Annotated in this window: 23 protein-coding genes; 10 read left to right on the top strand and 13 right to left on the bottom strand. The window is 67.4% G+C overall.

Translation table 11 applies throughout. The annotated features are described in order from the left end of the window. Positions 1-31 precede the first annotated feature (31 nt). From IEZ09_RS32565 to IEZ09_RS32555, 3 genes are all read left to right on the top strand, one after another. Positions 32-922, top strand: coding sequence for a glutamate ABC transporter substrate-binding protein (locus IEZ09_RS32565; RefSeq protein ID WP_189257638.1), 891 nt, complete (start codon positions 32-34; stop codon positions 920-922). Between the two features lie 78 nt (positions 923-1,000). Further along, positions 1,001-1,648 (top strand): amino acid ABC transporter permease, encoded by a 648-nt coding sequence (locus tag IEZ09_RS32560; protein ID WP_189257637.1) that lies wholly within the window; start codon positions 1,001-1,003, stop codon positions 1,646-1,648. Continuing rightward, entirely contained in the window at positions 1,645-2,541 is an 897-nt protein-coding gene (locus IEZ09_RS32555) for an amino acid ABC transporter permease (protein ID WP_189257636.1), read from the top strand. The genes IEZ09_RS32560 and IEZ09_RS32555 overlap by 4 nt, the downstream gene beginning before the upstream one ends. Before the next feature lie 91 nt (positions 2,542-2,632). Here IEZ09_RS32555 and IEZ09_RS32550 read toward each other — a convergent pair whose 3' ends face one another. Continuing rightward, positions 2,633-2,914 carry a hypothetical protein gene (locus tag IEZ09_RS32550; RefSeq protein WP_189257635.1) on the bottom strand — a complete coding sequence of 94 codons (282 nt, stop codon included), beginning with the start codon at positions 2,912-2,914 and terminating at the stop codon, positions 2,633-2,635. Positions 2,915-3,041: 127 nt separating this feature from the next. Here IEZ09_RS32550 and IEZ09_RS32545 point away from each other — a divergent pair, with 127 nt between their 5' ends. After that, positions 3,042-3,689 (top strand): response regulator, encoded by a 648-nt coding sequence (locus IEZ09_RS32545; RefSeq protein WP_189257634.1) that lies wholly within the window; start codon positions 3,042-3,044, stop codon positions 3,687-3,689. Here the strand turns inward: IEZ09_RS32545 and IEZ09_RS32540 are convergent, their stop codons facing one another. The 4 genes from IEZ09_RS32540 to IEZ09_RS32525 form a co-directional block, all read right to left on the bottom strand. After that, the gene (locus IEZ09_RS32540; RefSeq protein ID WP_189257633.1) at positions 3,690-4,439 is read right to left on the bottom strand and encodes a succinate dehydrogenase/fumarate reductase iron-sulfur subunit; all 750 of its coding nucleotides are present in this window, start codon (positions 4,437-4,439) and stop codon (positions 3,690-3,692) included. Continuing rightward, complete coding sequence (locus IEZ09_RS32535; RefSeq protein WP_189257632.1) at positions 4,436-6,304, bottom strand: fumarate reductase/succinate dehydrogenase flavoprotein subunit; 1,869 nt, start codon at positions 6,302-6,304, stop codon at positions 4,436-4,438. Before IEZ09_RS32535 ends, IEZ09_RS32540 begins: the two co-directional genes overlap by 4 nt. 9 nt (positions 6,305-6,313) lie before the next feature. After that, positions 6,314-7,078, bottom strand: a complete 765-nt coding sequence (gene sdhC / locus IEZ09_RS32530) for a succinate dehydrogenase subunit SdhC (RefSeq protein ID WP_189257631.1) — start codon at positions 7,076-7,078, stop codon at positions 6,314-6,316. An 85-nt stretch (positions 7,079-7,163) separates the two neighbouring features. Beyond that, positions 7,164-7,454 (bottom strand): Rv0250c family protein, encoded by a 291-nt coding sequence (locus IEZ09_RS32525; RefSeq protein WP_109640511.1) that lies wholly within the window; start codon positions 7,452-7,454, stop codon positions 7,164-7,166. Between the two features lie 227 nt (positions 7,455-7,681). On the opposite strand from IEZ09_RS32525, the gene edd reads away from it, so the two are divergent. The 4 genes from edd to IEZ09_RS32505 all read left to right on the top strand — a co-directional run bounded on the left by edd (position 7,682) and on the right by IEZ09_RS32505 (position 13,902). Next, positions 7,682-9,538, top strand: a complete 1,857-nt coding sequence (gene edd / locus IEZ09_RS32520; protein ID WP_189257630.1) for a phosphogluconate dehydratase — start codon at positions 7,682-7,684, stop codon at positions 9,536-9,538. A gap of 323 nt (positions 9,539-9,861) precedes the next feature. After that, the gene (gene eda / locus IEZ09_RS32515) at positions 9,862-10,485 is read left to right on the top strand and encodes a bifunctional 4-hydroxy-2-oxoglutarate aldolase/2-dehydro-3-deoxy-phosphogluconate aldolase (RefSeq protein ID WP_229813153.1); all 624 of its coding nucleotides are present in this window, start codon (positions 9,862-9,864) and stop codon (positions 10,483-10,485) included. A 214-nt stretch (positions 10,486-10,699) separates the two neighbouring features. Beyond that, a complete protein-coding gene (locus IEZ09_RS32510; RefSeq protein ID WP_229813152.1) occupies positions 10,700-12,667 on the top strand; it encodes a PEP/pyruvate-binding domain-containing protein in 1,968 nt (655 codons plus the stop codon). Continuing rightward, positions 12,667-13,902, top strand: coding sequence for an MFS transporter (locus IEZ09_RS32505; RefSeq protein ID WP_189257628.1), 1,236 nt, complete (start codon positions 12,667-12,669; stop codon positions 13,900-13,902). The genes IEZ09_RS32510 and IEZ09_RS32505 overlap by 1 nt, the downstream gene beginning before the upstream one ends. Here the strand turns inward: IEZ09_RS32505 and IEZ09_RS32500 are convergent. The 3 genes from IEZ09_RS32500 to IEZ09_RS32490 form a co-directional block, all read right to left on the bottom strand. Beyond that, entirely contained in the window at positions 13,862-16,402 is a 2,541-nt protein-coding gene (locus IEZ09_RS32500; RefSeq protein ID WP_189257627.1) for a BREX system ATP-binding domain-containing protein, read from the bottom strand. The genes IEZ09_RS32505 and IEZ09_RS32500 overlap by 41 nt on opposite strands. Before the next feature lie 210 nt (positions 16,403-16,612). Beyond that, entirely contained in the window at positions 16,613-17,005 is a 393-nt protein-coding gene (locus IEZ09_RS32495; protein WP_189257626.1) for a zf-HC2 domain-containing protein, read from the bottom strand. A gap of 34 nt (positions 17,006-17,039) precedes the next feature. Beyond that, positions 17,040-17,567, bottom strand: a complete 528-nt coding sequence (locus IEZ09_RS32490) for a sigma-70 family RNA polymerase sigma factor (protein WP_189257625.1) — start codon at positions 17,565-17,567, stop codon at positions 17,040-17,042. Between the two features lie 270 nt (positions 17,568-17,837). On the opposite strand from IEZ09_RS32490, the gene IEZ09_RS32485 reads away from it, so the two are divergent. Continuing rightward, positions 17,838-19,055, top strand: a complete 1,218-nt coding sequence (locus IEZ09_RS32485; RefSeq protein ID WP_189257624.1) for a DUF4142 domain-containing protein — start codon at positions 17,838-17,840, stop codon at positions 19,053-19,055. A gap of 173 nt (positions 19,056-19,228) precedes the next feature. Here IEZ09_RS32485 and IEZ09_RS32480 read toward each other — a convergent pair whose 3' ends face one another. From IEZ09_RS32480 to IEZ09_RS32465, 4 genes are read right to left on the bottom strand one after another with little or no spacing between them, the layout of a single operon-like run. Then, positions 19,229-19,609, bottom strand: a complete 381-nt coding sequence (locus IEZ09_RS32480; protein ID WP_189257623.1) for a hypothetical protein — start codon at positions 19,607-19,609, stop codon at positions 19,229-19,231. 57 nt (positions 19,610-19,666) lie between these two features. After that, positions 19,667-20,800, bottom strand: coding sequence for an AAA family ATPase (locus IEZ09_RS32475; protein WP_189257622.1), 1,134 nt, complete (start codon positions 20,798-20,800; stop codon positions 19,667-19,669). Continuing rightward, entirely contained in the window at positions 20,793-21,560 is a 768-nt protein-coding gene (locus IEZ09_RS32470; protein ID WP_189257621.1) for an RNA ligase family protein, read from the bottom strand. Before IEZ09_RS32470 ends, IEZ09_RS32475 begins: the two co-directional genes overlap by 8 nt. Positions 21,561-21,602: 42 nt before the next feature. Further along, positions 21,603-22,346: a hypothetical protein gene (locus tag IEZ09_RS32465; protein ID WP_189257620.1), complete on the bottom strand. Its 744-nt coding sequence runs from the start codon at positions 22,344-22,346 to the stop codon at positions 21,603-21,605. Between the two features lie 185 nt (positions 22,347-22,531). Between IEZ09_RS32465 and IEZ09_RS32460 the strand changes: the two genes are divergently transcribed. Continuing rightward, the gene (locus IEZ09_RS32460) at positions 22,532-23,335 is read left to right on the top strand and encodes a S1 family peptidase (RefSeq protein WP_189257619.1); all 804 of its coding nucleotides are present in this window, start codon (positions 22,532-22,534) and stop codon (positions 23,333-23,335) included. Positions 23,336-23,385: 50 nt separating this feature from the next. On the opposite strand, the gene IEZ09_RS32455 is transcribed toward IEZ09_RS32460, so the two are convergent. Beyond that, a complete protein-coding gene (locus tag IEZ09_RS32455) occupies positions 23,386-24,186 on the bottom strand; it encodes an alpha/beta fold hydrolase (RefSeq protein WP_189257618.1) in 801 nt (266 codons plus the stop codon). Positions 24,187-24,201 lie beyond the last annotated feature (15 nt).

Genomic DNA, 24,201 nt, shown 5'->3' with positions numbered 1-24,201 from the left:
CCACTTTCGAACGAATGGCAGGAGAAGGACGATGAGGGTTCGCACCCTTGCGGCGGTGCTGCTGACGGGCGCACTGGCCCTGACCGCGTGTGGCAAGGAGGGCAGCCCGACCGACCAGGGCGCGCCCGCCGGCCTCTTCGAGGTCGCCAAGGACGTCAAGGTCGACGGCTCGCCCACGTTCGAGAAGGCCAAGGCGCGGGGCAACCTCGTCATCGGCGTCAAGGAAGACCAGCCCGGCCTGGGCTACAAGGACCCGACGACGAACAAGTACAGCGGGTTCGACATCGACATGGCGCGCCTGATCTCCGCGAAGCTGGGCTTCGACCCCGAGAAGATCCAGTTCAAGACGATCCAGTCCGCCGCGCGCGAGCAGGCGCTGATCAACGGTGACGTCGACTACTACGTCGGCACCTACACGATCAACGCCGGCCGCAAGGAGAAGGTCGGCTTCGCCGGTCCGTACTTCGTCGCCGGCCAGGACCTGCTGGTGAAGAAGGACAACACCGACATCACCGGCCCGGAGACCCTCAAGGGCAAGAAGGTCTGCTCGGTCACCGGCTCGACGCCGATCAAGCAGATCCGGGACAAGGGCTACACCGAGCCGGAGAACATCCTGGAGTTCCAGGGCTACTCGCAGTGCGTCACCAAGCTGCTCAACGGTGAGGCCGACGCGGTCACCACCGACGACGCGATCCTCAAGGGCTACGCGGCCGCCGAGGAGGGCAAGCTGAAGGTCGTCGGCAAGACGTTCTCCAAGGAGCCGTACGGCATCGGCCTGCCCAAGGAGGACAAGGCCCTGCGCGACAAGGTGAACGACATCCTGCAGGCGGCGCTGGACGACGGCACCTGGCAGAAGATCTACGACGGGACGCTCGGCAAGTCGGGTTCGACGGCGCAGAAGCCGACGATCGACCGCTACTGACGTCGCTCACGTGGCCGGTGGACCCCACGTGGGTCCGCCGGCCGTTCCATTGATGGCGGACGGACGGCAAGGAAACCGATGAGCGTCCTCACCAACCACCTGGATCTGTTCCTGTACACGTTCGGGCAGACCCTCCAACTCTTCGCGATCTCCGCGGTGCTGTCGCTGGTGCTCGGCACCATCCTGGCGGCGCTGCGGGTCAGCCCCGTGCCGGTGTTCCGCGGCATCGGCGCGACCTACGTGACGGTGCTGCGCAACACGCCGTTGACGCTGGTCTTCGTCTTCTTCGTCTTCGCGTACCCGCTCCTGGAGATCGTGAAGATCGAGCCCTACACCGCGGCGGTCGTGTCGTTGTCGCTCTACACGGCGGCCTTCGTCTGCGAGGTCGTGCGGTCGGGCATCAACACCGTGCCGGTCGGTCAGGCCGAGGCGTCGCGCGCGCTCGGTCTCACGTTCACCCAGATGCTGGGCAACGTGGTGCTGCCGCAGGCGTTGCGCTCGGTCGTGCCGCCGATGACGAGCACGATGATCGCGTTGCTGAAGAACACGACGGTCGCGTCCGGTTTCGCCGTCGTCCAGGCGGGTTCGATCCGCGACTCGCTGTCGGAGCAGGGTGAGAACGTCCTGTTCGGACTCCTGTGGGTGGCGGTCGGGTTCGTCATCCTGGTGATGCCGCTGACGTACGTGCAGCAGGTCTTCGAGAAGCGGTGGAGCGTGGCCCGATGAGCATGGTGCTGTTCGACGTCCCCGGCCCGAAGGCCCGCGTCCGCCACAAGATCATGGCCGTCGCCGGCATCGTCGTGGCGCTCGCGGCCGTCGCGTACGTGGTCTGGCGGTTCATCGCCACCGACCAGTTCTCGGCCCGCAGGCTCGACTGGATCAACTACAAGCAGATCCAGCTCTCGCTGGTCGAGGCGATCGGCAACACGCTCAGCGCGTTCGCCGTCGGCGCGGTGCTGGCGCTCGTGTTCGGCGCGATCTTCGCGGCGGCCCGGCTGTCCGACCACGGGTGGGTGCGTGCTCCCGCGGCGGTGATCGTCGAGATCTTCCGCGCCATCCCGCTGGTGATCATGATGTTCTTCTTCTACTACGGCCTTCCCGTGGCCGGGGTGAAGCTGAGCGCGTTCACGGCGGTCGTGATCAGCCTGATGCTGTACAACGGCTCGGTGCTCGCGGAGATCTTCCGCGCGGGCATCAACGCGCTGCCGAGGGGCCAGAGCGAGGCCGCGTACGCGCTGGGCATGCGCAAGACGCAGGTGATGACGCTCGTGCTGCTGCCGCAGGCGTTGCGGGCGATGCTGCCGACCATCATCAGCCAGCTCGTCGTGTTGTTGAAGGACACCGCGCTCGGCTTCCTCATCACCTACGAGGAGCTGCTGCGCTGGGGTACCCGCATCGGCAACGACGCGGTGAACTTCGGCCGCCCGATGATCCCGGTGATGATCGTCGTCGCCCTGATCTACATCGGACTGTGCCTGTTGCTGACGTGGCTCGCGAACTACCTGGAGAAGCGCAACCGCCGCAACAAGAAGGTCATCCACACCGATGACGACGCGGCCGCCCAGGTCCAGCTCGGCGCGGCGTCCACCGCCACCGTCGGCGGCGGACTGACCGTCTGAGCCGGCACTCGAACGACGGGGCGTGTCCACATCGGACACGCCCCGTTCGCTGTTTCCGGATCACTGATTCGCAGTTCGACACGGTTGCCCTTCAGGAGTAGACGTTCCAGTCGACGACGCCGCACCAGGCGTCCCCCGCGTCACCGACGACGTCCAGGCAGAACGTGGTGCCGGCGCGGAAGTTCGCGCCGATGCGCCGACGTGCGTGATCCCCCGCGGGGAACAGGACGGGACTGCCCGCCACCCGGTGGTCGTCGTCGCGGTACCAGCGGATCTCCAGGTCGACTGGGCTGGACGTGACCCGCAGGTAGACGTCCGAGCCGTCGGCGGTGATCGTGCGGACGGCGAGCAGATCGGCCGATGCGGTTCGCATGTGCCGCAACGTATCGGCGTCAACGGAACCAGGTCGTCTCACGAACAGTGGATCTCGCGTCAACTTTCGCGGTACGCTCCCGGTTGGGGGAATCTACTGCGGTGACGTCACATGAATGAGGGACATTGTGACGCGCGTGCTTGTGGTTGACGACCAGCCGTTGTTCAGAGCGGGCCTGGTCGCGTTGCTGAACGCTGCACCGGATCTGACCGTCGTCGGCGAGGCGGCGGACGCCGAGACCGCCGTGGGGCTGGCGCAGTCGTGCGCGCCGGACGTGATCCTGCTGGACATCCGCCTGCCGGGGCTCGCGGCGCTCACCCGCGTCACGAAGTCCGCGCGGGTGCTGGTGCTGACGTCGTTCGACCTGGACGAGTACGTCCAGGAGGCGTTGCGCCTCGGTGCCGCCGGGTTCGTGCTGAAGGAGTCGGAACCCGAGCGGCTGCTGGCCGCGATCAGCGCGGTGGCGTCCGGCGAGATGCAGTTCAGCCCGACGGTGATGCGCCGGCTGGTCGCGGCGTACCTGCTGGGTGATCCGCGTTCCGCGCCGTGGGTCCCGGTGGGGCTCGACGACCTCACCGAACGCGAACGCGAGGTCCTGAGACTGGTCGCCACCGGCATGACCAACGCCGCCATCGCGACCAGGCTGAGCGTCACCGAGGGCACGGTGAAGACGCACCTCAACCGCGTGATGACGAAGCTGCGGCTGACCAGCCGGGCGCAGGCCGTGGTGACGGCCTACGAGTCCGGACTGGTCACGCCGCAGCCCGCCGGATGACTACGAGCGCCGGAACAGCTTGTTGCCGAGCCAGACGACCGGGTCGTACTTGCGGTCGGCGACGCGCTCCTTCATGGGGATGAGCGCGTTGTCGGTGATGTGGATGTGCTCGGGGCACACCTCGCTGCAGCACTTGGTGATGTTGCAGTACCCGAGCCCGTGCTCGTCCTGCGCCTGGTCGACTCGGTCGGCCGTGTCGAGCGGGTGCATCTCGAGCTCGGCGACCCGCATCAGGAACCGCGGCCCCGAGAACGCCTCCTTGTTCTCCTCGTGGTCACGCACCACGTGGCAGGTGTTCTGGCACAGGAAGCACTCGATGCACTTGCGGAACTCCTGCGAGCGCTCGACGTCGACCTGCTGCATCCGGTACTCGCCCGGGGCCAGGTCCTTCGGCGGCGCGAACGACGGGACCTCACGCGCCTTGGTGTAGTTGAAGGACACGTCGGTGACGAGGTCGCGGATGATCGGGAACGTCCGCATCGGCGTGACCGTGATCGTCTCCGACTCCTCGAAGACCGACATCCGGGTCATGCACATCAGCCGCGGCCGGCCGTTGATCTCCGCCGAGCACGAGCCGCACTTGCCCGCCTTGCAGTTCCACCGCACCGCGAGGTCCGGTGCCTGCGTGGCCTGCAGCCGGTGGATGATGTCGAGCACGACCTCACCCTCGTTGACCTCGACGGTGAAGTCCTCCAGCGCGCCGCCGGAGTCGTCACCGCGCCACACCCGGAACTTCCCCTGGTAGCTCATGACAACTCCTCGGCGGTGAGGTACTTCTCCAGCTCGGTGCGGTCGAACAGGTCCAGCAGGTCGCTGCGGATCGGGATCTGCGGTTTCTCCTCCACGGCGACCCCGTCGCCGGATGCCGTGCACACCAGCAGCTTGCGCCGCCACTCGGCGTCCATCGACGGGTAGTCGTCACGGGTGTGGCCACCACGGGACTCCGTGCGCAGCAGCGCCGCCTTCGCCACGCATTCCGACACCAGCAACATGTTCCTCAGGTCGAGCGCGAGGTGCCAGCCCGGGTTGAACTGCTGGTGTCCCTCGACCGTCAGCGACTGGGCGCGTTCCTTGAGCTTCTCCAGCCGTTGCAACGCCTCTTCCATCTCACCGGCGCGGCGGATGATGCCGACGAGGTCGTTCATCGACTGCTGCAGCTCCATGTGCAGCGTGTACGGGTTCTCGCCGCCCTCCTGCTGGAACGGCTTCAGCGCCGTCGCCCGCGCTTCGGTGACGGATTCCTCGGAGACGACAGGTCGGTCGGTCATCGCCCGCACGTACTCCGCGGCTCCCGCGCCCGCGCGCCGGCCGAACACCAGCAGGTCCGACAACGAGTTGCCGCCCAGCCGGTTCGAGCCGTGCATGCCGCCGGACACCTCACCGGCGGCGTAAAGCCCTGCCACGGACGAGGATCCGGTGTCCGGGTCGACCTCGACGCCACCCATCACGTAGTGGCACGTCGGGCCGACCTCCATCGGCTGCGCGGTGATGTCGACGTCCGCGAGTTCCTTGAACTGGTGGTGCATCGACGGCAGCCTGCGCCGGATCTCCTCGGCGGGCAGGCGCGTGGACACGTCGAGGAAAACGCCGCCGTGGGGTGACCCGCGCCCGGCCTTCACCTCGGAGTTGATCGCGCGCGCGACCTCGTCACGCGGCAGCAGCTCCGGTGGGCGCCGGTTGTTGGCCTGGTCGGTGTACCAGCGGTCGGCTTCTTCCTCGTTGTCGGCGTACTTGTCCTTGAACACCTCGGGGATGTAGTCGAACATGAACCGCTTGCCGTCGGAGTTGCGCAGCACGCCACCGTCACCGCGGACGGACTCGGTGACGAGGATGCCTTTGACGGACGGCGGCCAGACCATCCCGGTGGGGTGGAACTGGATGAACTCCATGTTGATCAGCGAGGCGCCCGCGCGCAGTGCCAGCGCGTGGCCGTCGCCGGTGTACTCCCAGGAGTTCGAGGTGACCTTGAAGGACTTGCCGATGCCGCCGGTCGCGAGGATCACCGCCGGAGCCTCGAACAGCACGAACCGGCCGGACTCGCGCCAGTAGCCGAACGCGCCGGCGATCCGGTCGCCGTCCTTGACCAGGTCGGTGACCGTGAACTCCTGGAACACCCGCAGGCGTTCCTCGTAGTCGCCGAACTCCTTGTGGTCTTCCTGTTGCAGCGACACGATTTTCTGCTGCAGCGTGCGGATCAGCTCGAGGCCGGTGCGGTCGCCGACGTGGGCGAGGCGCGGGTACTCGTGGCCGCCGAAGTTGCGCTGCGAGATGCGGCCGTCCTTGGTGCGGTCGAACAGCGCGCCGTAGGTCTCGAGCTCCCAGACCCGTTGCGGCGCCTCCTGCGCGTGCAGCTCGGCCATCCGCCAGTTGTTGAGGAACTTGCCACCGCGCATGGTGTCGCGGAAGTGCACCTGCCAGTTGTCGCTCGAGTTCACGTTGCCCATGGCGGCGGCGATGCCACCCTCGGCCATCACCGTGTGGGCCTTGCCGAACAACGACTTGCAGAGAACGGCGGTGCGCATGCCGTGCTCACGGGCCTCGATCGCGGCACGCAGACCGGCGCCACCCGCGCCGATCACGAGAACGTCGAACGAATGCCTTTCCAGCTCGGGCAAAACCACTCCTTAGTTGATGAAGCGGAGGTCGGAGATCGTTCCCGAGGCGACCAGCGCGACGTAGAGGTCGGTGAGGCAGACGAAGATCAGCGAGGTCCACGCCAGCAGCATGTGCCGGTTGTTCAGCTTCGAGATCTGCGTCCACATCCAGTACCGGACCGGGTGCTTGGAGAAGTGCTTGAGCCGCCCGCCCGCGATGTGGCGGCACGAGTGGCACGACAGCGTGTACGCGGCGAGCAGGCCGACGTTGACGAGCAGGATGATGTTGCCCAGTCCGACGCCCGTGCCGAACGCGACGATCGCGTCGTAGATGTTGATCAGCAGCAGGATCGAGGCCGCGTAGAAGAAGTAGCGGTGCAGGTTCTGCGCGATCAGCGGGAACCGGGTCTCACCGGTGTACTTGCTGTGCGGCTCGGCCACGGCGCACGCGGGCGGCGACGCCCAGGCGGCCCGGTAGTAGGCCTTGCGGTAGTAGTAGCAGGTGATCCGGAATCCCAGGAGGAACGGGATGATCACCACCGGCGGAGTGAGGAAGCCCGGCAGCGCCGGGAGCGGCTGGCCGAAGTGCGACGCCGCCGGCAGGCACTCCTCGCTCAGGCACGGGGAGTACATCGGTGTGAGGTAGTGGTACTGGTCGACCCAGTAGAAGTCCCCCTGGAACGTGCGGAACGCCGCGTAGATCGAGATGAGCAGCAGGCCGACGAAGGTCGTCAGCGGCGGCAACCACCATCGGTCCGTGCGCAGAGTCCTGGCGGCGATCTCTGCCCTCGCCATTACTCACCTTTCTGGGGGTCCACGCCGTTGTGGAGGAACGCACGACGGCCCCCGCGTCACGCGGGGGCCGTCTGGTCAGCTCGGCTCAGGTCCGGTTGCGGTAGCCACCGAGTCCTTCGTCGTCTGCGTCCTTCCACAACGACTCGTCGTAGGGCGTGTCGGGCACGACCACGACCTCGCGTTCCACTTGAGGAGCTTCCCGCTGCCTCGGGGTGCTGAGGTCGACGAGTTCGGTGGCGTCGATGTCCATGCGTTCTACGTCGTTGGCAAGGCGTTGAACGGCCGCCACGTCGCCGTACCTGGCGCGCAACGAGCTGACGCAGTGCCGCATCTGACCGATGACCCGGCGCAGTTCGACGATCTCCGTGGACGTCATGGGACACCTCCGTTCCAAGGTCGTGCCCCGCACTCTGCCCAATCTCAAGCCATGTGACAAGCACCACACGCCAAGATTCGGAACTGGTTCCTTCCCAGTTACTGAATCGTTTTTGTGTCGACGACCTGCAATGACTTACTGTGTGTGGCGTCACGCCCGTCCGTGGGACGCCACCGTTGTCGTCTCGTGAGGGCCTCACCACGGCCCGTGATGACCCGGAGAGACCCATGAGCCAACTGCATCCCGTACTGACTGAGGTCACACGCCGGATCGCCGCCCGCAGCGCCGATTCGCGTCGCGTCTACCTCGAACGTGTGGCAGCGGCCGCGCAGGACGGCACCTCCCGCTCGGGCTTCGCGTGCAGCAACCTGGCGCACGGCTTCGCCGGCATCACCGGCGGCGACAAGGCGGCGCTGCGGGCGCTGCGCAAGTCCAACGTCGCGATCGTGTCGTCGTACAACGACATGCTGTCCGCGCACCAGCCGTTCCAGGAGTACCCGGCCTGGATCAAGGACTCGGTCCGCGCGGCGGGCGGCGTGTCCCAGTTCGCGGGCGGTGTGCCCGCGATGTGCGACGGCATCACCCAGGGCCGTGAGGGCATGGAGCTGTCGCTGTTCAGCCGCGACGTGATCGCCATGTCCACCGGCGTCGCCCTGTCGCACGAGATGTTCGACGCCGCCGTGCTGCTCGGCGTGTGCGACAAGATCGTGCCGGGCCTGCTGATCGGCGCGCTGTCGTTCGGTCACCTGCCGTCGATCCTGGTGCCCGCGGGCCCGATGTCGACCGGCCTGTCGAACAAGGAGAAGGCCCGCGTCCGCCAGCTCTACGCGGAGGGCAAGGCGACCCGCGAGGACCTGCTCGAGGCCGAGGCCGCCTCGTACCACTCCCCCGGCACCTGCACGTTCTACGGCACCGCGAACTCGAACCAGATGGTCGTCGAGGTCATGGGCCTGCACCTGCCGGGAGCCTCGTTCGTCCCGCCGGGCACCCCGCTGCGCCGCGCGCTGACCGAGTACGCGGGCCGCCGCGCCGTCGAGATGGCCCGCGGTGACGACTACACGCCGATCGCCCACATCGTGGACGAGAAGGCCGTGGTCAACGGCGTGGTGGCCCTGCTGGCCACCGGCGGCTCCACCAACCACACCATGCACCTGGTGGCCGTCGCGGCCGCCGCGGGCATCGAGCTGAGCTGGGACGACTTTTCGGACCTGTCCGCTGTCGTGCCGCTGATCGCGCGCGTCTACCCGAACGGCAGCGCCGACATCAACCACTTCCAGGCCGCCGGCGGCGTCCAGTTCGTGGTCGGCACCCTGCTGGACGCGGGCCTGCTGCACAACGACGTCACCACCGTCGCGGGCCACGGCCTCGACCGCTACCGCCAGGAACCCAAGCTCGCCGACGGCTCGGTGGTCTGGGTGGACGGCCCCGGCCACTCCCTGGACCTCGACGTCCTGCGCCCGGCCTCCGACCCGTTCGCCTCCGACGGCGGTCTGCGCATGCTCTCCGGCAACCTCGGCCGCTCGGTCATCAAGGTCTCGGCCGTGGCGCCCGAGAACCACGTCGTCGAGGCACCGGCCCGCGTGTTCACCACGCAGGAGGCGTTCCAGGAGGCCTTCAAGGCGGGCGAGCTCAACCGCGACGTGGTCGTCGTCGTCCGCCAGCAGGGACCCCAGGCCAACGGCATGCCCGAACTGCACAAGCTGACCCCGCCTCTCGGCGTCCTGATGGACCGCGGCCACAAGGTCGCCCTCGTTACCGACGGCCGCATGTCCGGCGCCTCGGGCAAGATCCCGGCCGCCATCCAGCTGACCCCGGAGGCCGCAGTGGGCGGCCCGCTCGGCCGGGTCCGCGACGGCGACGTCATCCGCCTCGACGCGACCGCCGGAACACTGGAGGTCCGCGTGCCCGCCGAGGAACTCGCCTCACGCCCGCTCGTCGACTTCCCGCCGACCGGCCGCGAGTGGGTCGGCACCGGCCGCGAGCTGTTCGCCGCACTGCGCCGTACCGTCGGACCTGCCGACCGCGGCGCGACGGTGTTCGGCCCCATCACCGCCGACCACTTCGCCCCGGTCACACACCACTAGCCCGACCCCGCACCACCAATATATTGGTCCCATCCACCCGCTGACCTGCCCCTTAGCAACGACTCTTTTGACTTCGTCGTCAAAAGACCTGTTGCAAAGGCCGCAGCGACGCCAGACCCCGCCCGCCGACCAGCCCGCCGACCAGCCCGACAGCCGCAACCCGCCCGCTCCGCCGCCCGCTTGCCAGCCTTTGCAATGAGTCTTTTGACTTCGTCCGCAAACGTTTTTTGCATCCGGGTGGGGCTCGGCAGGCGTGGAACGGCATGCGATATATCGGTTTTCGATCAAGGAGTGCGCTCGTGACCAACGGTGACAATCTTCGGGTGACCACCGGGGCAGACCTGCTCGCGCTGTCGCCCGTCATCCCCGTCGTCGTGGTCGACGACGCCGACCACGCGGTGCCGCTCGCCCAGGCGCTGCTGCGCGGGGGCGTCCGCGTCATCGAGCTCACGCTGCGCACCCCGGCCGCGCTCGCGGCGATCGAGAACGTCGCGCGCGAGGTGCCGGAGATCGTGATCGGCGCGGGCACCGTCACGGCGCCGGAGCACGCCGAGCAGGCGGCGAAGGCCGGGGCGGCGTTCCTCGTCACGCCCGGCACCACCGAGCGCGTGCTCGACGCCGCCGACGCCACCGGGCTGCCGTACCTACCGGGCGCGGCCACGGTGACCGAGGTGATGCGGCTGGCCGAGCGCGGGCTCACCGCGCTGAAGTTCTTCCCGGCCGAGGCGGCGGGCGGCGTCGACTACCTGAAGTCGATCGGCGGGCCGATCCCGCACGTCCGGTTCTGCCCGACCGGCGGCATCACCCCGCAGACCGCGCCGAACTACCTCGCGCTGCCGAACGTCGGCTGCGTCGGCGGCTCGTGGCTCGCTCCCAAGGACGCGCTCAAGGCCGGCGACTGGGACCGCATCGAGACGCTCGCCCGCGAGTCCACCGCGCTCGGGTAACCGGGGTCACGAACCGGAATTTCGGCTCGCATCACGAGACCGGCGTCCCACCACGTTGGATTGTTCACCCAACAGGCGGTGACGCCGGTCTCGAATTAACAGGGGTTTGAGGAAAGATGAACCGAACCGCCGCCAAATGAGATTTCTCCCGGAATAACGGCCGGCTCCCCGGTGTCACACTTGCTCGTTGCAATGGAGCACGAGAGGAGCGGGTGTGGCTGTCCAGGAAGCCGACGTGGCGGGGTTGGTCGGGGAGCAGCTGACGATGTCGGCGTTCAACCAGCTTTCCGGCAGTCTGGGTGGTTATTCCTTCGTCAAGGTGGTCGTCGACCGGCAGGACGGGACGATCCACTTCTTGAACAACGCGCGCCACGAGTTCCACGCGCTCTACATCGGCCAGGAGATCCTGGGCATCGGCGAGCAGGAGATGCGCGCGCGGATCGACGAGTTCAACCAGAGCTTCTACCACGCCCCTGACCGGCGCTTTTTCCTTGGGATCCTCTCCTTGCACCAGCGCGAGGACAAGCGGATGTTCTCGCTGGAGACGGTCGAGGTCGACACGATGTCGGCCGACATGATCGAGTTCTTCTACGCGGAAGTGCGGAGGAACGTCGACGCCGCGGTGCCGTTGTTCTTCAAACCCGCCAATCACCTCCAGGAACAGGAGGTCGCGGAACTGCCCGTGGAAAGGCTTCCACGGATCCTGGCACACGAATTGTTCTCCACCGCGGAGTTCGTGGCGTTGAATCCGGGCACGGCGAAGGGCCGCCTGCGCGCATTCCGCACCGAGAAGGAGTACCGGGAGAACACGCTCGAGTGGTTCGACATCGTCGTGATGCACCGCGTTCCCGACGACATTCCGCGGCTCGCCGGCATCATCAACGCGAGCCACACCACTCCCCTGTCGCACACCAACGTCCTGGCAACCGGCTGGTCCATTCCGAACGCCATCCAGATCGGCGCGTTCGACCTGATCGACCGGGAGAACCTGGACGGCCAGTGGGTCGAGTACGAGGTGTCGCCGAAGAACGCCGGTGTCGCGCTGCGGCTGATCGACGAGCCGTCCGACCTCGGCCAGCGGCCCGCCTGGTACGCGCAGCGCGTCACGCTCGAGGAGCCGGAGGACACCTACAACCCGATCCTCAACCTCAGCAAGATCCGCTACAACGACAGCCACCGCTACGGCACCAAGGCCGCGAACCTGGGCGAGCTGCACCACGTGCTCACCACCGAGACGCCGCGCCGCCTCCTCGGCTTCTTCTCGGTGCCGCGGCCGCCGCGCGACAACCTCCTGCCGTACCTGGCGAAGCTGCTCGGCCGCACCGAGGGCGACGACCTGCTCGCCGCCGCTCGGCAGCTGCTCGCGGAGCGGGTGCGGGTGCCGCGCGGCATCGCGTTGCCGTTCTCGATGCACCAGGGGTTCCTGGAGTCGTCGCCGAAGATCCAGCAGGCGATCGGCAAGCTGAAGATGGCGCTGGAGCTCAACGCCCGCGAGATCGAGCCGTTGTGCGTGGAGCTGCAGCGGCTGATCCGCAAGACCCGCGTGCCCGACCACCTGCTGTCCGAACTGGACACCGCGCTCGTCGAGAACCTCGCGGGCGTCCGGACCTTCGTGGTGCGCAGCTCGTCGAACGCCGAGGACCTCGCCGGGTTTTCCGCCGCGGGCATCTACGAGTCGTACAACCACGTCACCAGCGCCGAGAAGATCGTCGAGTCGGTCAAGGAGGTGTGGGCCTCCCTCGTCTCCGCGCGCAGCGTGCGGCTGAGGCAGCAGGCCGGCATCTCGCTCGACGACTGCTTCATGGGTGTCGTGATCCAGGAGCAGGTCAACGCGGACTTCGGTGGCGTCATGGTCACCACGAACCCCATGAACCGCAACGACTTCCGCAACGTCTACATCAACGTCTCACCGAACGTCACCGACGTCGTCGAGGGCTCGAAGCAGCCGATGCAGTATCTCTACTCCACTGTGGAGGGTGGCGGCCGCACGGTCTCCCTCGGTGACGCGAAGGAGGACCTCAGCACCAGGGCGCACGCACAGCTGCAGCGGCTTGCGATCGTGGGCCGGTTGCTGCAGGCGCACTTCTCGCCGGACTACACGTTCGACTCGCCGGTCGACATCGAGTGGCTCGCCACCGACGAGGTCCTGTACGTCCTGCAGCTCCGGCCGTACTCGATCTGATGCTGGGTCTTCGCGTACCGGCGACTCCGGAAGTGGCGCGTGCCGTCCGCCTGACGTACGGCTTCCAGTTCTTCTTCGGGCTGCTGCTGTGGATCCCGATCTTCTACGAGTACCAGAAGCAGCTCGGGCTGAGCGACGCCGAGATCTTCGGCATCCAGTCGATCTACTACATCGCGTTCTGCCTCATGGAGATCCCGACCGGCATGGTCGCGGACCGCTTCGACTACCGCACGTCGTTGTGGCTCGGCGCGAGTGTTCTCGTCGTGGCGAACGCGGTGCCGGTGCTCGCCGGCAACTACACCGGCTTCCTCGTCCACTTCCTGCTGATCGCGCTGGCCAGGTCGTTGATCTCGGGCGCCCAGAGCGCCTACCTGTACGAGTACCTCAACGCGCACAACGCCGGGCACCTCTACCTCAAGGTCGAAGGTGTCGGCCGGTCGTACAGCCTGGTCGGCAAGATCGTGTACTGGCCGGTGATCGGTCTGCTGATGCAGTGGAACATGCCGTCGCCGTACTGGCTGACCGCGATCAACGCCGCGATCGCCGTCGTCCTGGCGCTCAGGCTGCCGCCGATTCCGGGCTGGGAACGACCGGAAGGCAAGACGTCCAAGCTGCTGGCGGGTGTCGGCGGCGCGTTCGGAGCGCTCAGGAAGTCACGGTGGCTGCTGCTGTTGATGGTCCAGGGCATCGCGATGTTCACGCTCGTCCGGATTCTGCAGGTGAACCTGTTCCAGCCGGTGCTGGAGTCGAAGAGCGTCTCCGTCACCTGGTACGGCTCCGTGCTCGCCGCGATGACGATCTTCGAGGCCGTCGCCGCCGCGCGTCCGCACTGGCTGTCGAAGAAGATCGGGCCCGCGAAGTCGGTGTTCCTGCTGACGGTGGTGATGGCGTTGTCGATCGGCTTCATCGTGCCGTCCGGCGGGATCGTGACGATCGTGTTGCTGTGCCTGTTCTCGGTGACGGCGGGCATGAGCTTCCCCATCCAGAAGAAGCTGCTCAACGACGCGATCCCGGATTCCCGTTACCGCGCAACGCTTCTGTCGATGGAGTCCATCATGGACCGTGCCGTGTGCGCGGTCGTCGCGGTCGCGCTCGGCGCCTACCTCGCGGGCGGGCAGCTCAACGAGTTCCTGGTGCTGTCGTCGGTCGTCACCGTGATCCTGATGGCGCTGCTGGCCGGACTGCTGATCGCGGTCAGGACCACAAGGCGGCGACGAGCTCAGCTCGTCCCGTGATGCCGAGCTTGCGGTAGGCGCTCGACAGGTGCAGCTCCACCGTGCGGCGGGTCAGGTGCAGGGTCTCGGCGATCTGCCGGTTCGTCAGGCCCTGCGCCGCCATCCGCGCGACCCTGTTCTCCTGCTTGGTCAGGCCCTGCACCTGGTCGTCGCCGTCGCGGACCTCGTCACCGGCGAGCTTGGCCAGCGGGTGCGCGCTGAGCTGGCGGGCGAGGTCGAATGCGCGGCGCAGGTGTGGGGCCGCGGCGTCGGTGCGGCCCTTGCGACGCAGGTGGTGGCCGAGCCAGTACAAGGACTGGGCGTGCAGCAGCCGGTGCGGTGACGAGGCGAGAAGCTGTTCCGCCTCAGCGAGGACATCGATGTCGTCGGTGCTGATGCCGACGCTCATCAACGCGGTTCCGATGACGCGCGTGGAACCCCACCGCTTGGCCAGATCCAGCTCTTCGTGCGCCAGCCGGGCAGCGTCGTCGCGGTTGCCCAGCGCCAGGTACGCGCGCACGGCGTGGTGACGCCACGGCATCAGCGCGGGGTTCGGCATGTCGCGTTCGGCGAGCCGCCTGCCCACTTCGAGCAGGTCTTCCAGCGCGCCCTCCGCGTGGCACGACGCGAGCTTGAGCCGGCCGCGGGCGTAGCGGATGTTGATGTGCTGCAACAGGTCGCCGTCCACGGTGACGAGCGGGGCCGCCTCGTCGAACTGGCCCATCTCGATGCACACCTCGGCGAGTTTCGCCGTGGCGAGCAGCACTGCGGGACAGTCCGTGTTCCCCGTCGCGACCGGCGGCGTCAGGAACGTGTACGCGCGCGAGAGATCGCCGCTGTTGTGGAAGGCCGCGGCGCGAGCGATCATGCTCAGCATTCCGCGGCGCAGGTGCGGGTCGTGCGAGACCGGCGCGGTGCTGTGCGTCAGCCAGAGTTTGTTGATGTGCTGCGGGTTGTCGGCGAGCACCGGCACCAGGAACGTGAACAGGTAGGGCTCGCCGAAGACGTCGACCCACTCGCCGTCGAGTGCTTCCAGCGCGCGCCCGACGGCTTCGTCGGACGAGTCACCGCTGCGGGCGTTGGCGACCGCGAGCAACGCGAGCCGCGCACGCTTCAGGTTCGGGTCCTGCGGGATCTCGCCGATGAGGTCGTCGAAGTACTTGCCCGCGCAGTTGGCCATCTGCACGTCGCGGTTGGCAGCGAGAAGATAAGTGGTGCAGACGATGTTCCAGACCATGTCGCGGTCTTCTGGCAGCAGCCGGGCAATCACCATGATCGCCAGCGACACCGCGAAGTGCGCGTCCGAGCCGGTGCACATGTTCTGGATCAACGACAGCGCGACGTTCGCGGCGAGGTGCGGGTCCTCGCAGGCGGTCAGCGCGTCGCGGACCCGGTCGCGGCCTTCCCTGTTGTCCTTGAGGTGTTCCGCGTGACCGAGCTCGACCTCGATCGACAGGCGGTCCTCTTCGGACAGGTGTTCCTCGAGCGCCCGTTCGAGGTGCTCGACGCCGCCGACCTCCCGCAGCAGGTCCACCGACCACGGCAGACGGACGGACCGCGCCTTCAGCACGTGCTCGGCGACGCGTTCGTCGGGAGCGTCGGACTCGAACAGCAGCCAGGCGGCACGGGCGTGCGCGGCGGAGCGCACGGCGATCGGCATGTCGGCGAGGATGCTGTTGCGCACGAACGGATGCCGGAACGTCAGCGGGTCGGTGTCGGCGAGCACGCCGAGGCGGACGAGCGTGTCGACGGCGGGCAACGCGTCGAAGCCGGTCAGCGCGGACAGCAGTTCCAGGCCGGCGTCACCGTCGAGCACCGCGGCGGACCTGGCGACCTCGGCAGCGCCGGTGTACTCGCGCAGCCGCATGCCGATCATCTCGCCGACCGCGGCCGACCCCTCGCCTTCCTCGCGCAGCAACGCCTGGAGCAGGTACGGGTTTCCGCCGGTGAGTTCGTGACAGCGCTGCGGATCCCGGTCGGGGAAGTCTTCGGTGAGCTGCGCGATGGCCGCGACGTCGAGACCGTCGAGGTCGATGCGGTGCGGGTGGGCGCCCGCGATCTCGGGCAGCGTCACCTCGTCCGTGGACAGGTAGCCCTGGGAGGCACCGAGAGCCATGACGACGGGGAGGCCTTGCAGGCGCGGGCGCAGGTACGCGAGTGCGCGCTTGGAGAAGGTGTCGGCGACGTGGACGTCGTCGACGACCATCAGGATCGGTGCCTTGCGGGCGGAGGCCGCGGCGCGCGCGTACAGCTCTTCAAGGTCGTGCTCGTTCGCGAGGCACGGTGCGAGCTGGCGGACCACGGCGCCCGGTAAGTGACTCTCCAGGCGGGCACTCTTGGCCAGGCGGACGGCGAAGCCGCGCTCCCGCGCCTGGGCGGTGAAGGCGTCGAGCAGGGCGGTCTTGCCGATGCCGAAGCCCCCGGTGACCACCACGCAGGAGGCCGTGCCGTTCAGTGCGTCGTCCAGCAAACGCCCGAGAGCTGCGAGTTCCGCGTCCCGGCCGAGTAGTGGAGATGTCACCTCTACCTACCCCCGCCTTCGGTACCGAGAGGACCGCGGCTCGAAGGTGTCGGTGTTCCTTCGGTGCGGACCGTAAAGACCTGCGCTTCGTCGTCGGGCAAACTTACCCACAGGTAACGGTCAACGGAACTGTGAGCTGTCCGGGAGAGAGCGATGATCTGGGCCAGGCTGGTGCGCGGGTGGCTCCGCCTCGCCTGCCTGCTCACGCGTTCACACGTGACGGAACAGCGGAAACGGCTCACCGCGGACGGGCTGCGCGCGCGTCAGGGAGCCGACCTCGACCGCGTCGTCGACGTGAGAAGACAGCGACTCCACGACCGAGAGCACCGCGGCGATGGCGACCACGACGCCCGCCGCCACCAGCAGGATGCTGCGGGTGATCGGGCACGGACGGCGCGCCGCGGGCTGACTGACGACCTGACGCAGCACCGGCGCGAACACGCCGAAGTCGGCCACGTCGCGCCGGCAGCTCTCGCACCCGGCTAGGTGCCGGGAGAAGATCACGTGCTGGGCGGGTTCGAGTACCCCGAGCACATACGCCGCAACGTCACCGCACGGCCCGTCGGGGCTCGTGCGGTTTTCGGCGTTCACGGCTGTGTGCACGTGCTCCTGATGTGGTTGACGGGTCACCATCGCGCTAGCTCCTGTCCTGAAGCGCCCGGCGGATGGTGTGCATCGCCTTGTACAGCCGGGACTTGACGGTTCCTTCCGGGACTCCGAGAACGACTGCGGCCTCCTTCACCGTTCGTCCCATGACATACGTTTCGTAGATAGCCGAACGGTGTTCATCACTCAATTGGCGTACAACATCGGTAATGACCATCACCGAAAGTGTCTGTTCCGTGTCATCGGGAGATTCGGCGATGTCCGGACGAAGCAATTCCACTTCCTGCGGGCGCGCCTGCCGGCTGCGCCATCCGTCGATCACAATGCGACGAGCGACAGTACAAAGCCAGCCGCGCAACATCCCCGGTTCACGAACGAGATGCGCGGAGTTCTGCCAAGCCCTGATCAACGTCTCCTGGACGACATCTTCCGTCCATTGACGGTCGTAGTTGGTCAGACACAGGACCTGCGAGAACAACATCCGCTGAAACTGCCCGTAGAGCAACGTCAGCAATTCCTCGTCCTGCTGGGCCTCGGCAACCCTGCCCTGATCGACCATGAAGCTTGCGCCCTCCCCAGATATCGGCGACGTCTTCGCTTCGGGCGGCAGGCCTAGCGACTCGGTGGCCGAGCGGAATCGTTCGCATACTACCTCGCGAACGCGAAATCCTCTCGGGTACGTAAATCACGCCCGAATGGTTCGCAGATCTTTGTGTGATGCACGTCACATCGACACCTGTGCATGCGTCGTGAACCACGGCCCAACCAGCGCGTATCACCTTTGAAGGCAGCTCGATCGCGGGAGGGAACGGGCACTATGCGTCACCGGTTGGGCACGCTGGGGCAGCACGCAGCGCTTTTTGCCGTTACGTCGGCTGTATTTATCGGGGCTTTCATCGGAGCAGTCCCGGCGAATGCGCAGTCCACAGAAGTGCAACCCTCGGACCGCTCTTTCATGGTATCTCTGCGCCAAGCGAACTCGTGGTTGGTACCAGTAAGCAAAGAGGCTCCGGCACGCACCACCAATGCGGGCATCAGCAATGCCGGAAGGGACATCTTCGAAGGACACTCCCGACTCGACGTCGATCTCCTCAAAGCCGCCGGCGAACTCGGTGTGGTCCTGCCGAACGACGTGAGCAGTGAACACCAGGCCCTCATCAACGAGATGGAAGGCCGCACCGGAGACAACCACGACCGCGCCTACGCGACGATCGTCCGGCAGACGCAGGGCGGCCTTCTCGTGATGGCAACACAAACGCGCGCCACAACGCAGAACACCACAATTCGCACGCTCGCCCACCAAACCGTGCAAATGCTGATCCGAACGATGACGGTCCTCGAGAACACCGGACAGGTCGACCCGTCCGCTCTCGAATTGGTGACGGCCAAGGCTCAGGTGAACGCGGTCCGCGTCATCGGCCAGAACATCGAACCGTCGGACCGGGAATTGCTCGTTCTGCTCATGCAGCATTCGCTGTGGCAGAAACCGGCGAGCCGCGAGAGCTCCGACCGCGCCCGTGACGCGAAGGTCCGCAAGGTGGCCGGCCAGCTCGCCGCCGAGCACACCCAGCTCGTCGCCGCGGTGAACGAGGCCGCCGGCCAGATCGGCGTGGACCTCCCGGCTGAACCGACGACCGAACAGAAGTCGTGGGCCAACGCGATCTCGTCCAGCTCGGGCGAGGAGCTCGACCGCATGTACGCGAACCTGTCGCGCGCCGCCGACGGCTCACTCATCGTCCAGGTCGCCAGGGCACGCGCGACGACCAAGAGCGTCCCCGCGCGAGTCGCAGCACAAACCGGTCTGACACTCCTCCTCAAGCACATGCTCCTGCTGGAGGGCACGGGCCTGGTGAAGTCGAACTCCCTGCAGATGACCGACGTCCCCGCCATCACCCAGACCAGGTCCAACGCCAGCCCGCCGGCCCAGCCGGACGACTCCTCCACGAGCGTCGGCTTCCTCACCGGCATCGCCGTCCTCGTCGTCGCCGGCGCGGGCACCCTCTGGCTCGTCCGAGCCATCGGCCACCGCGGCGGACACCGCCGCTAGCTCCCACCGACATATCGGCCGCCGCCCTCGCCGACCGATATATCACCGCCCGGCGTGCCTTCCGCCAGCCCGCCGGGCCGCCCGCCCGCACCCCTTAGCAACGAGTCTTTTGACGACGTCGTCCAAAGACTCATTGCTAAGGCGCAGGTCGGCGCGGTGACGGGTTGACATAATCAGGGTGAGAGGCGAAAGGTGCCGAGGACCTCGGTGCCGGAGCCCTCGGTGTTGTGGCCGTTGGCCCGGCTGTCGCGGACGACGGCGACGTGGTCGGCGTCAGGTGGGGAAGGCACCACGACGGTGAGGACGCGCGGGGTGTCCGAGCTGATATATGGATCTTCGGGGAACGTTTCGACGTTGCTGCCGATGCCGGCCCAGACCGGTACCCGGCTGATGGTGCGGCCGTCGCGGTTGCGAACCTCGACGTAGTCGCCGGCGTCCTGGTCGCGGAAGAGTCCCACGGTGACGTTGACCGGGTGTTGCTCCAGGAGCCGGACGCCGTCCGCGGTGAACTCGAAGATCAGGCGGACCGATCTGGTCAGCGGAACGTCGGTCATGGCGCGCGCCTCCAGGGGGTGGGCAGGGCTCCCTTGTATGAGGCATCGGCGGCGGAGCTAAGTACGTGTCGACGTCTGTGCCGTGTCCACCCGTTCGACGGCATGCGCTTCGGTGACGTCGACCGCTTCCCACTTGTCGACGAGCCGGTCGATCACCGCCGCCGGCACCGGTTCCGGGCGGGCGCGGTTGCGGGCGTGGATCACCGGCTTCGGGGCTTCGAGGCCGACGAGCGTGACTCGGGCGTGGTAGTCGGCGGCCAAGCTGATGCAGCGGTCGCGGAGCTGGCGGGAGATGTTGGTCGCGTTCCAGACGAACCGCTCCCCCGCGCGAAGCAGCGTCCGCGCTTCCTCGAAGGCCGCGGCTGCCACGGCGCGTTGGTCGCCGTCCGGGGCGATGCCGAGCCGCGTGCGCACGGAGTCGAGACTTACCACCGGCCAGCCTGGCCGGTTGGCAGCGATCCAGTGGTCCTTGCCGACGCCCGGCAGGCCGGACAGCACTGTCACCTCGACGCGCGTGTCGTCGTAGGCGGCGTAGTCCGGGTCGCGGCCGGGGGTGCGGAAGTACTGGAACCGCGCGTGGTCGGACGGGAAGTCGCGCGGGCGGTCGAGGCAGTCGCGTTCGCGGCAGTACTCCTCGAACAGGGCGATGTTCTCCAGCACGGACTCGGCGTCGCCGCAGATCCGGCCGAGGATGTCGGCGCGGGCCAGCGTCGCCAGGTCGTCGTTGCGGGCGAGCAGGCTCACCCGGAACGCGATGCGGTCGAGGTCGGGCCGCTCCAGCGCCCAGAACGGCACCTGGTGGTGGCGCACCAGCGCGGCGACGTGCTCGCGCCAGGCGATCGGGCGTCCCATCTCCCACAACACCTTGCGCGCCATGAGGTCACCGGCGCGGGAGTGGCCGTGTGCGGTAATGCGGCCGTCTTCGATCTGGGTGCGGAACGGCTTGGCGACGTCGTGCAGCAACACCGCCGCGAACAAGCGCACGCGATCGGGCTCCGGGCGCGCTCGCCACTCCGGCAGCGAGGCGAGCACCTCGCAGGCCATGCGGGTGTGCGTGGCGACGTCGCCTTCCGCGTGGTGGATGGGATCCTGTGGCACGCCTTCCAGTGCGCGCACCCACGGGAACGCCGTGCGGACGGCGTCCCAGTCCAGCGTCCACTGTGGACCCGCCGGGCAGAGCTGCTCAAACACCGGACACCACCCGGTTCGGCAGGATCGGGCGGTCCTGCCAGTGGCTGCCCGAGTCCAGCACGGCGGTGAGGAACGTCGGCCGCACCCACTTGTAGCGCTCGACCGTTCGCCCGTCCTCCTCCACCTTGATGTAGAGGCCTTCCATGTGGTCGTCGGAATCTGTTTCCGCGACAACGACTTCCGGGTCCTGTCCCGCGGCACGGGCCGCCTCCACGAGCACGTCACGCCAGCCGGGCGTGCGGCACGTGGACGGGCCGATCAGCGACGTCAGCTCTTCCAGCTTGCGCAGCGGACCCTCGTGCAGCACCGGCACGGAGACCACCGGCGTTCCTTCGAGCAGACGGCGGCGCTCGGGTGTGGACAGGAAGTCGCCGGTCTCGCGGTCGAGCAGATCGAACTCGCAGAAGTGGTGCGGCAGCGCGTCGTAGAACACGGTGTGCTTGGCGTACAACCATTCCCCGTAGAGGACGTAACGCGTGCCGAGCCGCTCCCAGAGCACGCTCTGGTGCGTCGCGGCCCACGCCTTCAGGGGCGCGAACTGCCGCTCGCGCGGTCCGCCCGTCAGGAAATGGCCGCGTGACTGCAACTTCAGCACACCGGCGGAGTCGAAGCTGATGCCCGCGTTGGCGCCGTCGAGCTTCTCCTCGACGACCAGATGCCGTCCCGCGATCGCGCGGAACGGCACCTGGTCGAGGTCCTCGTCACCTGGCTGCAGGCGCGAGCCCTCGAGGTGGGGCGTTCGCGGGTACTTGCGCAACATGCCCCGATTTGTAACCCGTCCGAGCGCCCGCTCGCGAACGGTTTACGCCTGACCGACGAACACGGCCTTGTCCGAGTTGAAGGTCGGTTCGAACACGAGCTGCATCTCACCTCGCTCCGCGCCCACCGAGTACGCCACCTCGTAGGTGTAGGTCTTGCCGGGCAGCACGGTCGTGTTGTCGACGGTGCTGTTGCAGTCTCCGTTGCTGTCGAACACCTTCGAGACCTTCTGGCTGTTGAACTGGGCGTCGTTGCCGAGCGACAGCAACGCGGTCTCGAACGCGGCGCTGGTGCCGTTGGTGATGGTGACCTTGAACTTCACCGCGCGGGCGATGTCCTGCGGCGCCGCGTACTGGCCGGGCGTGCAGGCGACGGGCGCGGCGACCTCGACCGAGAGGCCGTTCGCCCACGTGAAGCGCTTGCCCCACGTCGGGGGATCGACGAGCGCCTGCTGCTTCGGGGTTTCGCTCACGACGCCCTGGTCGAGGATCTTGTCGAGCTCTTCGACCGCGGCCTGCTGAGCGACCACGGTGAAGACGATCGCCAGCACGCACAGGACAACGCCGATGGCCGCCAGGATCTTGCGCGTCCCGAACAACGCGATGATGCCCAGCACGAGCCCGACGAATGCCGCGATCGCGGTGAGGTTGTTGAAGACGATGACCGGCGAGCCGACGACACCGACGATCCCGAGGATCAACGCGCTCCAGGCCAGCGCACCGAACCGCGAGGGCTTGGGCGGTGCGACCGGTGGCGGGGCGTAGACGGGCTGCGTCGGATAGGTCATCACGGCTCCTGGCGGTTGCGATGTGTGACCACGACGTCGATTGGTCTGCTTTACCCGTTAGCTCAGCCCCGGAGCGTCACTCGATCGAGTTACCGACGGCACGTCAGCCGACTTCCGAAGGTAGCGAGATGGCTACGATCCGTACAGGCTGGCACTGGATGCCATCCCTGAAAGGAACCCTGCACATGGCACGACGACTCGTCGGAACCCTGCTCGCGGCGATCGCCGCACTCGGCGTGACGACGGCACCCGCACAGGCCGCCGTCGACTACACCGGGATCGTGAAACTCAGCAACTGCTCCGGTTCACTGGTCCGCCTGCCGAACTCGACCGCGGCGGACAAGGCGCTCGTTCTCACCAACGGCCACTGCTTCCAGCTCATGAAAGCCGGTCAGGTCGTCGTCAACCGGCCGGACGGTCGCGAGTTCACGCTGCTCAACAGCTCCGGCTCGCCGTTCCCGACGAAGCTGAAGGCGACCAAGCTGCTCTACGCCACGATGACCGGCACCGACGCCGCGCTCTACCAGCTCAACACGACCTACGGGCAGATCCAGCAGCAGTACGGCAGCCGCGCGCTGGAGCTGTCGGCCTCGCACCCCGTGGCCAAGACGGACATCCGCGTCGTCTCCGGCTACTGGAAGAAGATCTACTCCTGCCAGATCGACGGCTTCGTCCACCAGCTCAAGGAAGCCGACTGGACCTGGCGCGACTCGCTGCGCTACACGTCGTCCTGCAACACCATCGGCGGCACCTCGGGCTCGCCGATCATCGACAACGTGAGCGGCAAGGTCGTCGGTGTCAACAACACCGGCAACGAGAGCGGCGAGCGCTGCACGATGAACAACCCGTGCGAGGTCGACGCCGCCGGAAACGTCACCGTCCGCAAGGGCATCAACTACGGCCAGCAGACGTTCGACTTCGTGGCCTGCTTCCGCCCCGGCACGACGCTGGACCTGTCGCTGCCCGGCTGCAAGGTCGCCAAACCGTAGACACGACGAAAGCCGGGGCGCCCCTGCAGCGCCCCGGCTTTCTGCTTTCACTACCGCGCCGCGCGGACGATCAGATCGGCCACGGTCTCCGGGTGGGACACGGCCACCGAGTGCGAGGCGGTGCCGACCTCGACGACGGCGCGGGCGTGGGCACGCTCTGCCATCCACTTCTGCGCCGCGATCGGGATGTTCTTGTCCTTGCCCGCCACCACGAAGTACGACGGGATCGTGCGCCACGCGGGCTCGCCGGCGCCCTCGGTCAGCGCGCTGTCGTTGACCGGCCGCTGCGTCGCCGCCGCGATGGTCGCGTCCTTGCGGGAGACGTCGGCCGCGAACTGCTGCCAGTACTTGTCCTGCTGGATCGCGAAGTCCTTGGTGCCGTCACCGAGGTCGATGATCTGCAACGTGTCGCCCAGTGTGCTGCCGGGGAACTTGTTCGACAGTTCGAGCGCGCTCTCGCCCTCCTCCGGCGCGAACGCCGCGACGTAGACGAGCGACTTCACGTTCGGGTTCCCCAGCGCCGCCTGGGACTGGACCATGCCGCCGTAGGAGTGACCGGCGAGCACGATCGGGCCGTCGATCGAGGCGAGCACCTTGCGCAGGTAGTTCGCGTCGTAGCTGAGGTCGCGCAACGGGTTCGCGACCGCGACTACCGGGAATCCCTTGCGCTGTAGGCGTTCCACGACCCCGTTCCAGCTCGACGCGTCGGCGAACGCGCCGTGCACGAGCACGACGGTCGGCTTCTTGGCGCCGGACTTCTCTGCGTCGTCCGCGGCACCGGCACCCGACGGGACGGAAGCAGCCAGGGCCAGCAGGGCTCCGAGAAGGACGAACACCTTACGAACTCGCATTGGTCTCTCACTCTC

The sequence above is a fragment of the Lentzea flava genome (genome assembly GCF_014648475.1).
Classification (GTDB): Bacteria; Actinomycetota; Actinomycetes; order Mycobacteriales; family Pseudonocardiaceae; genus Lentzea; species Lentzea flava.
This window is presented reverse-complemented; position numbering and strand designations above follow the sequence as displayed.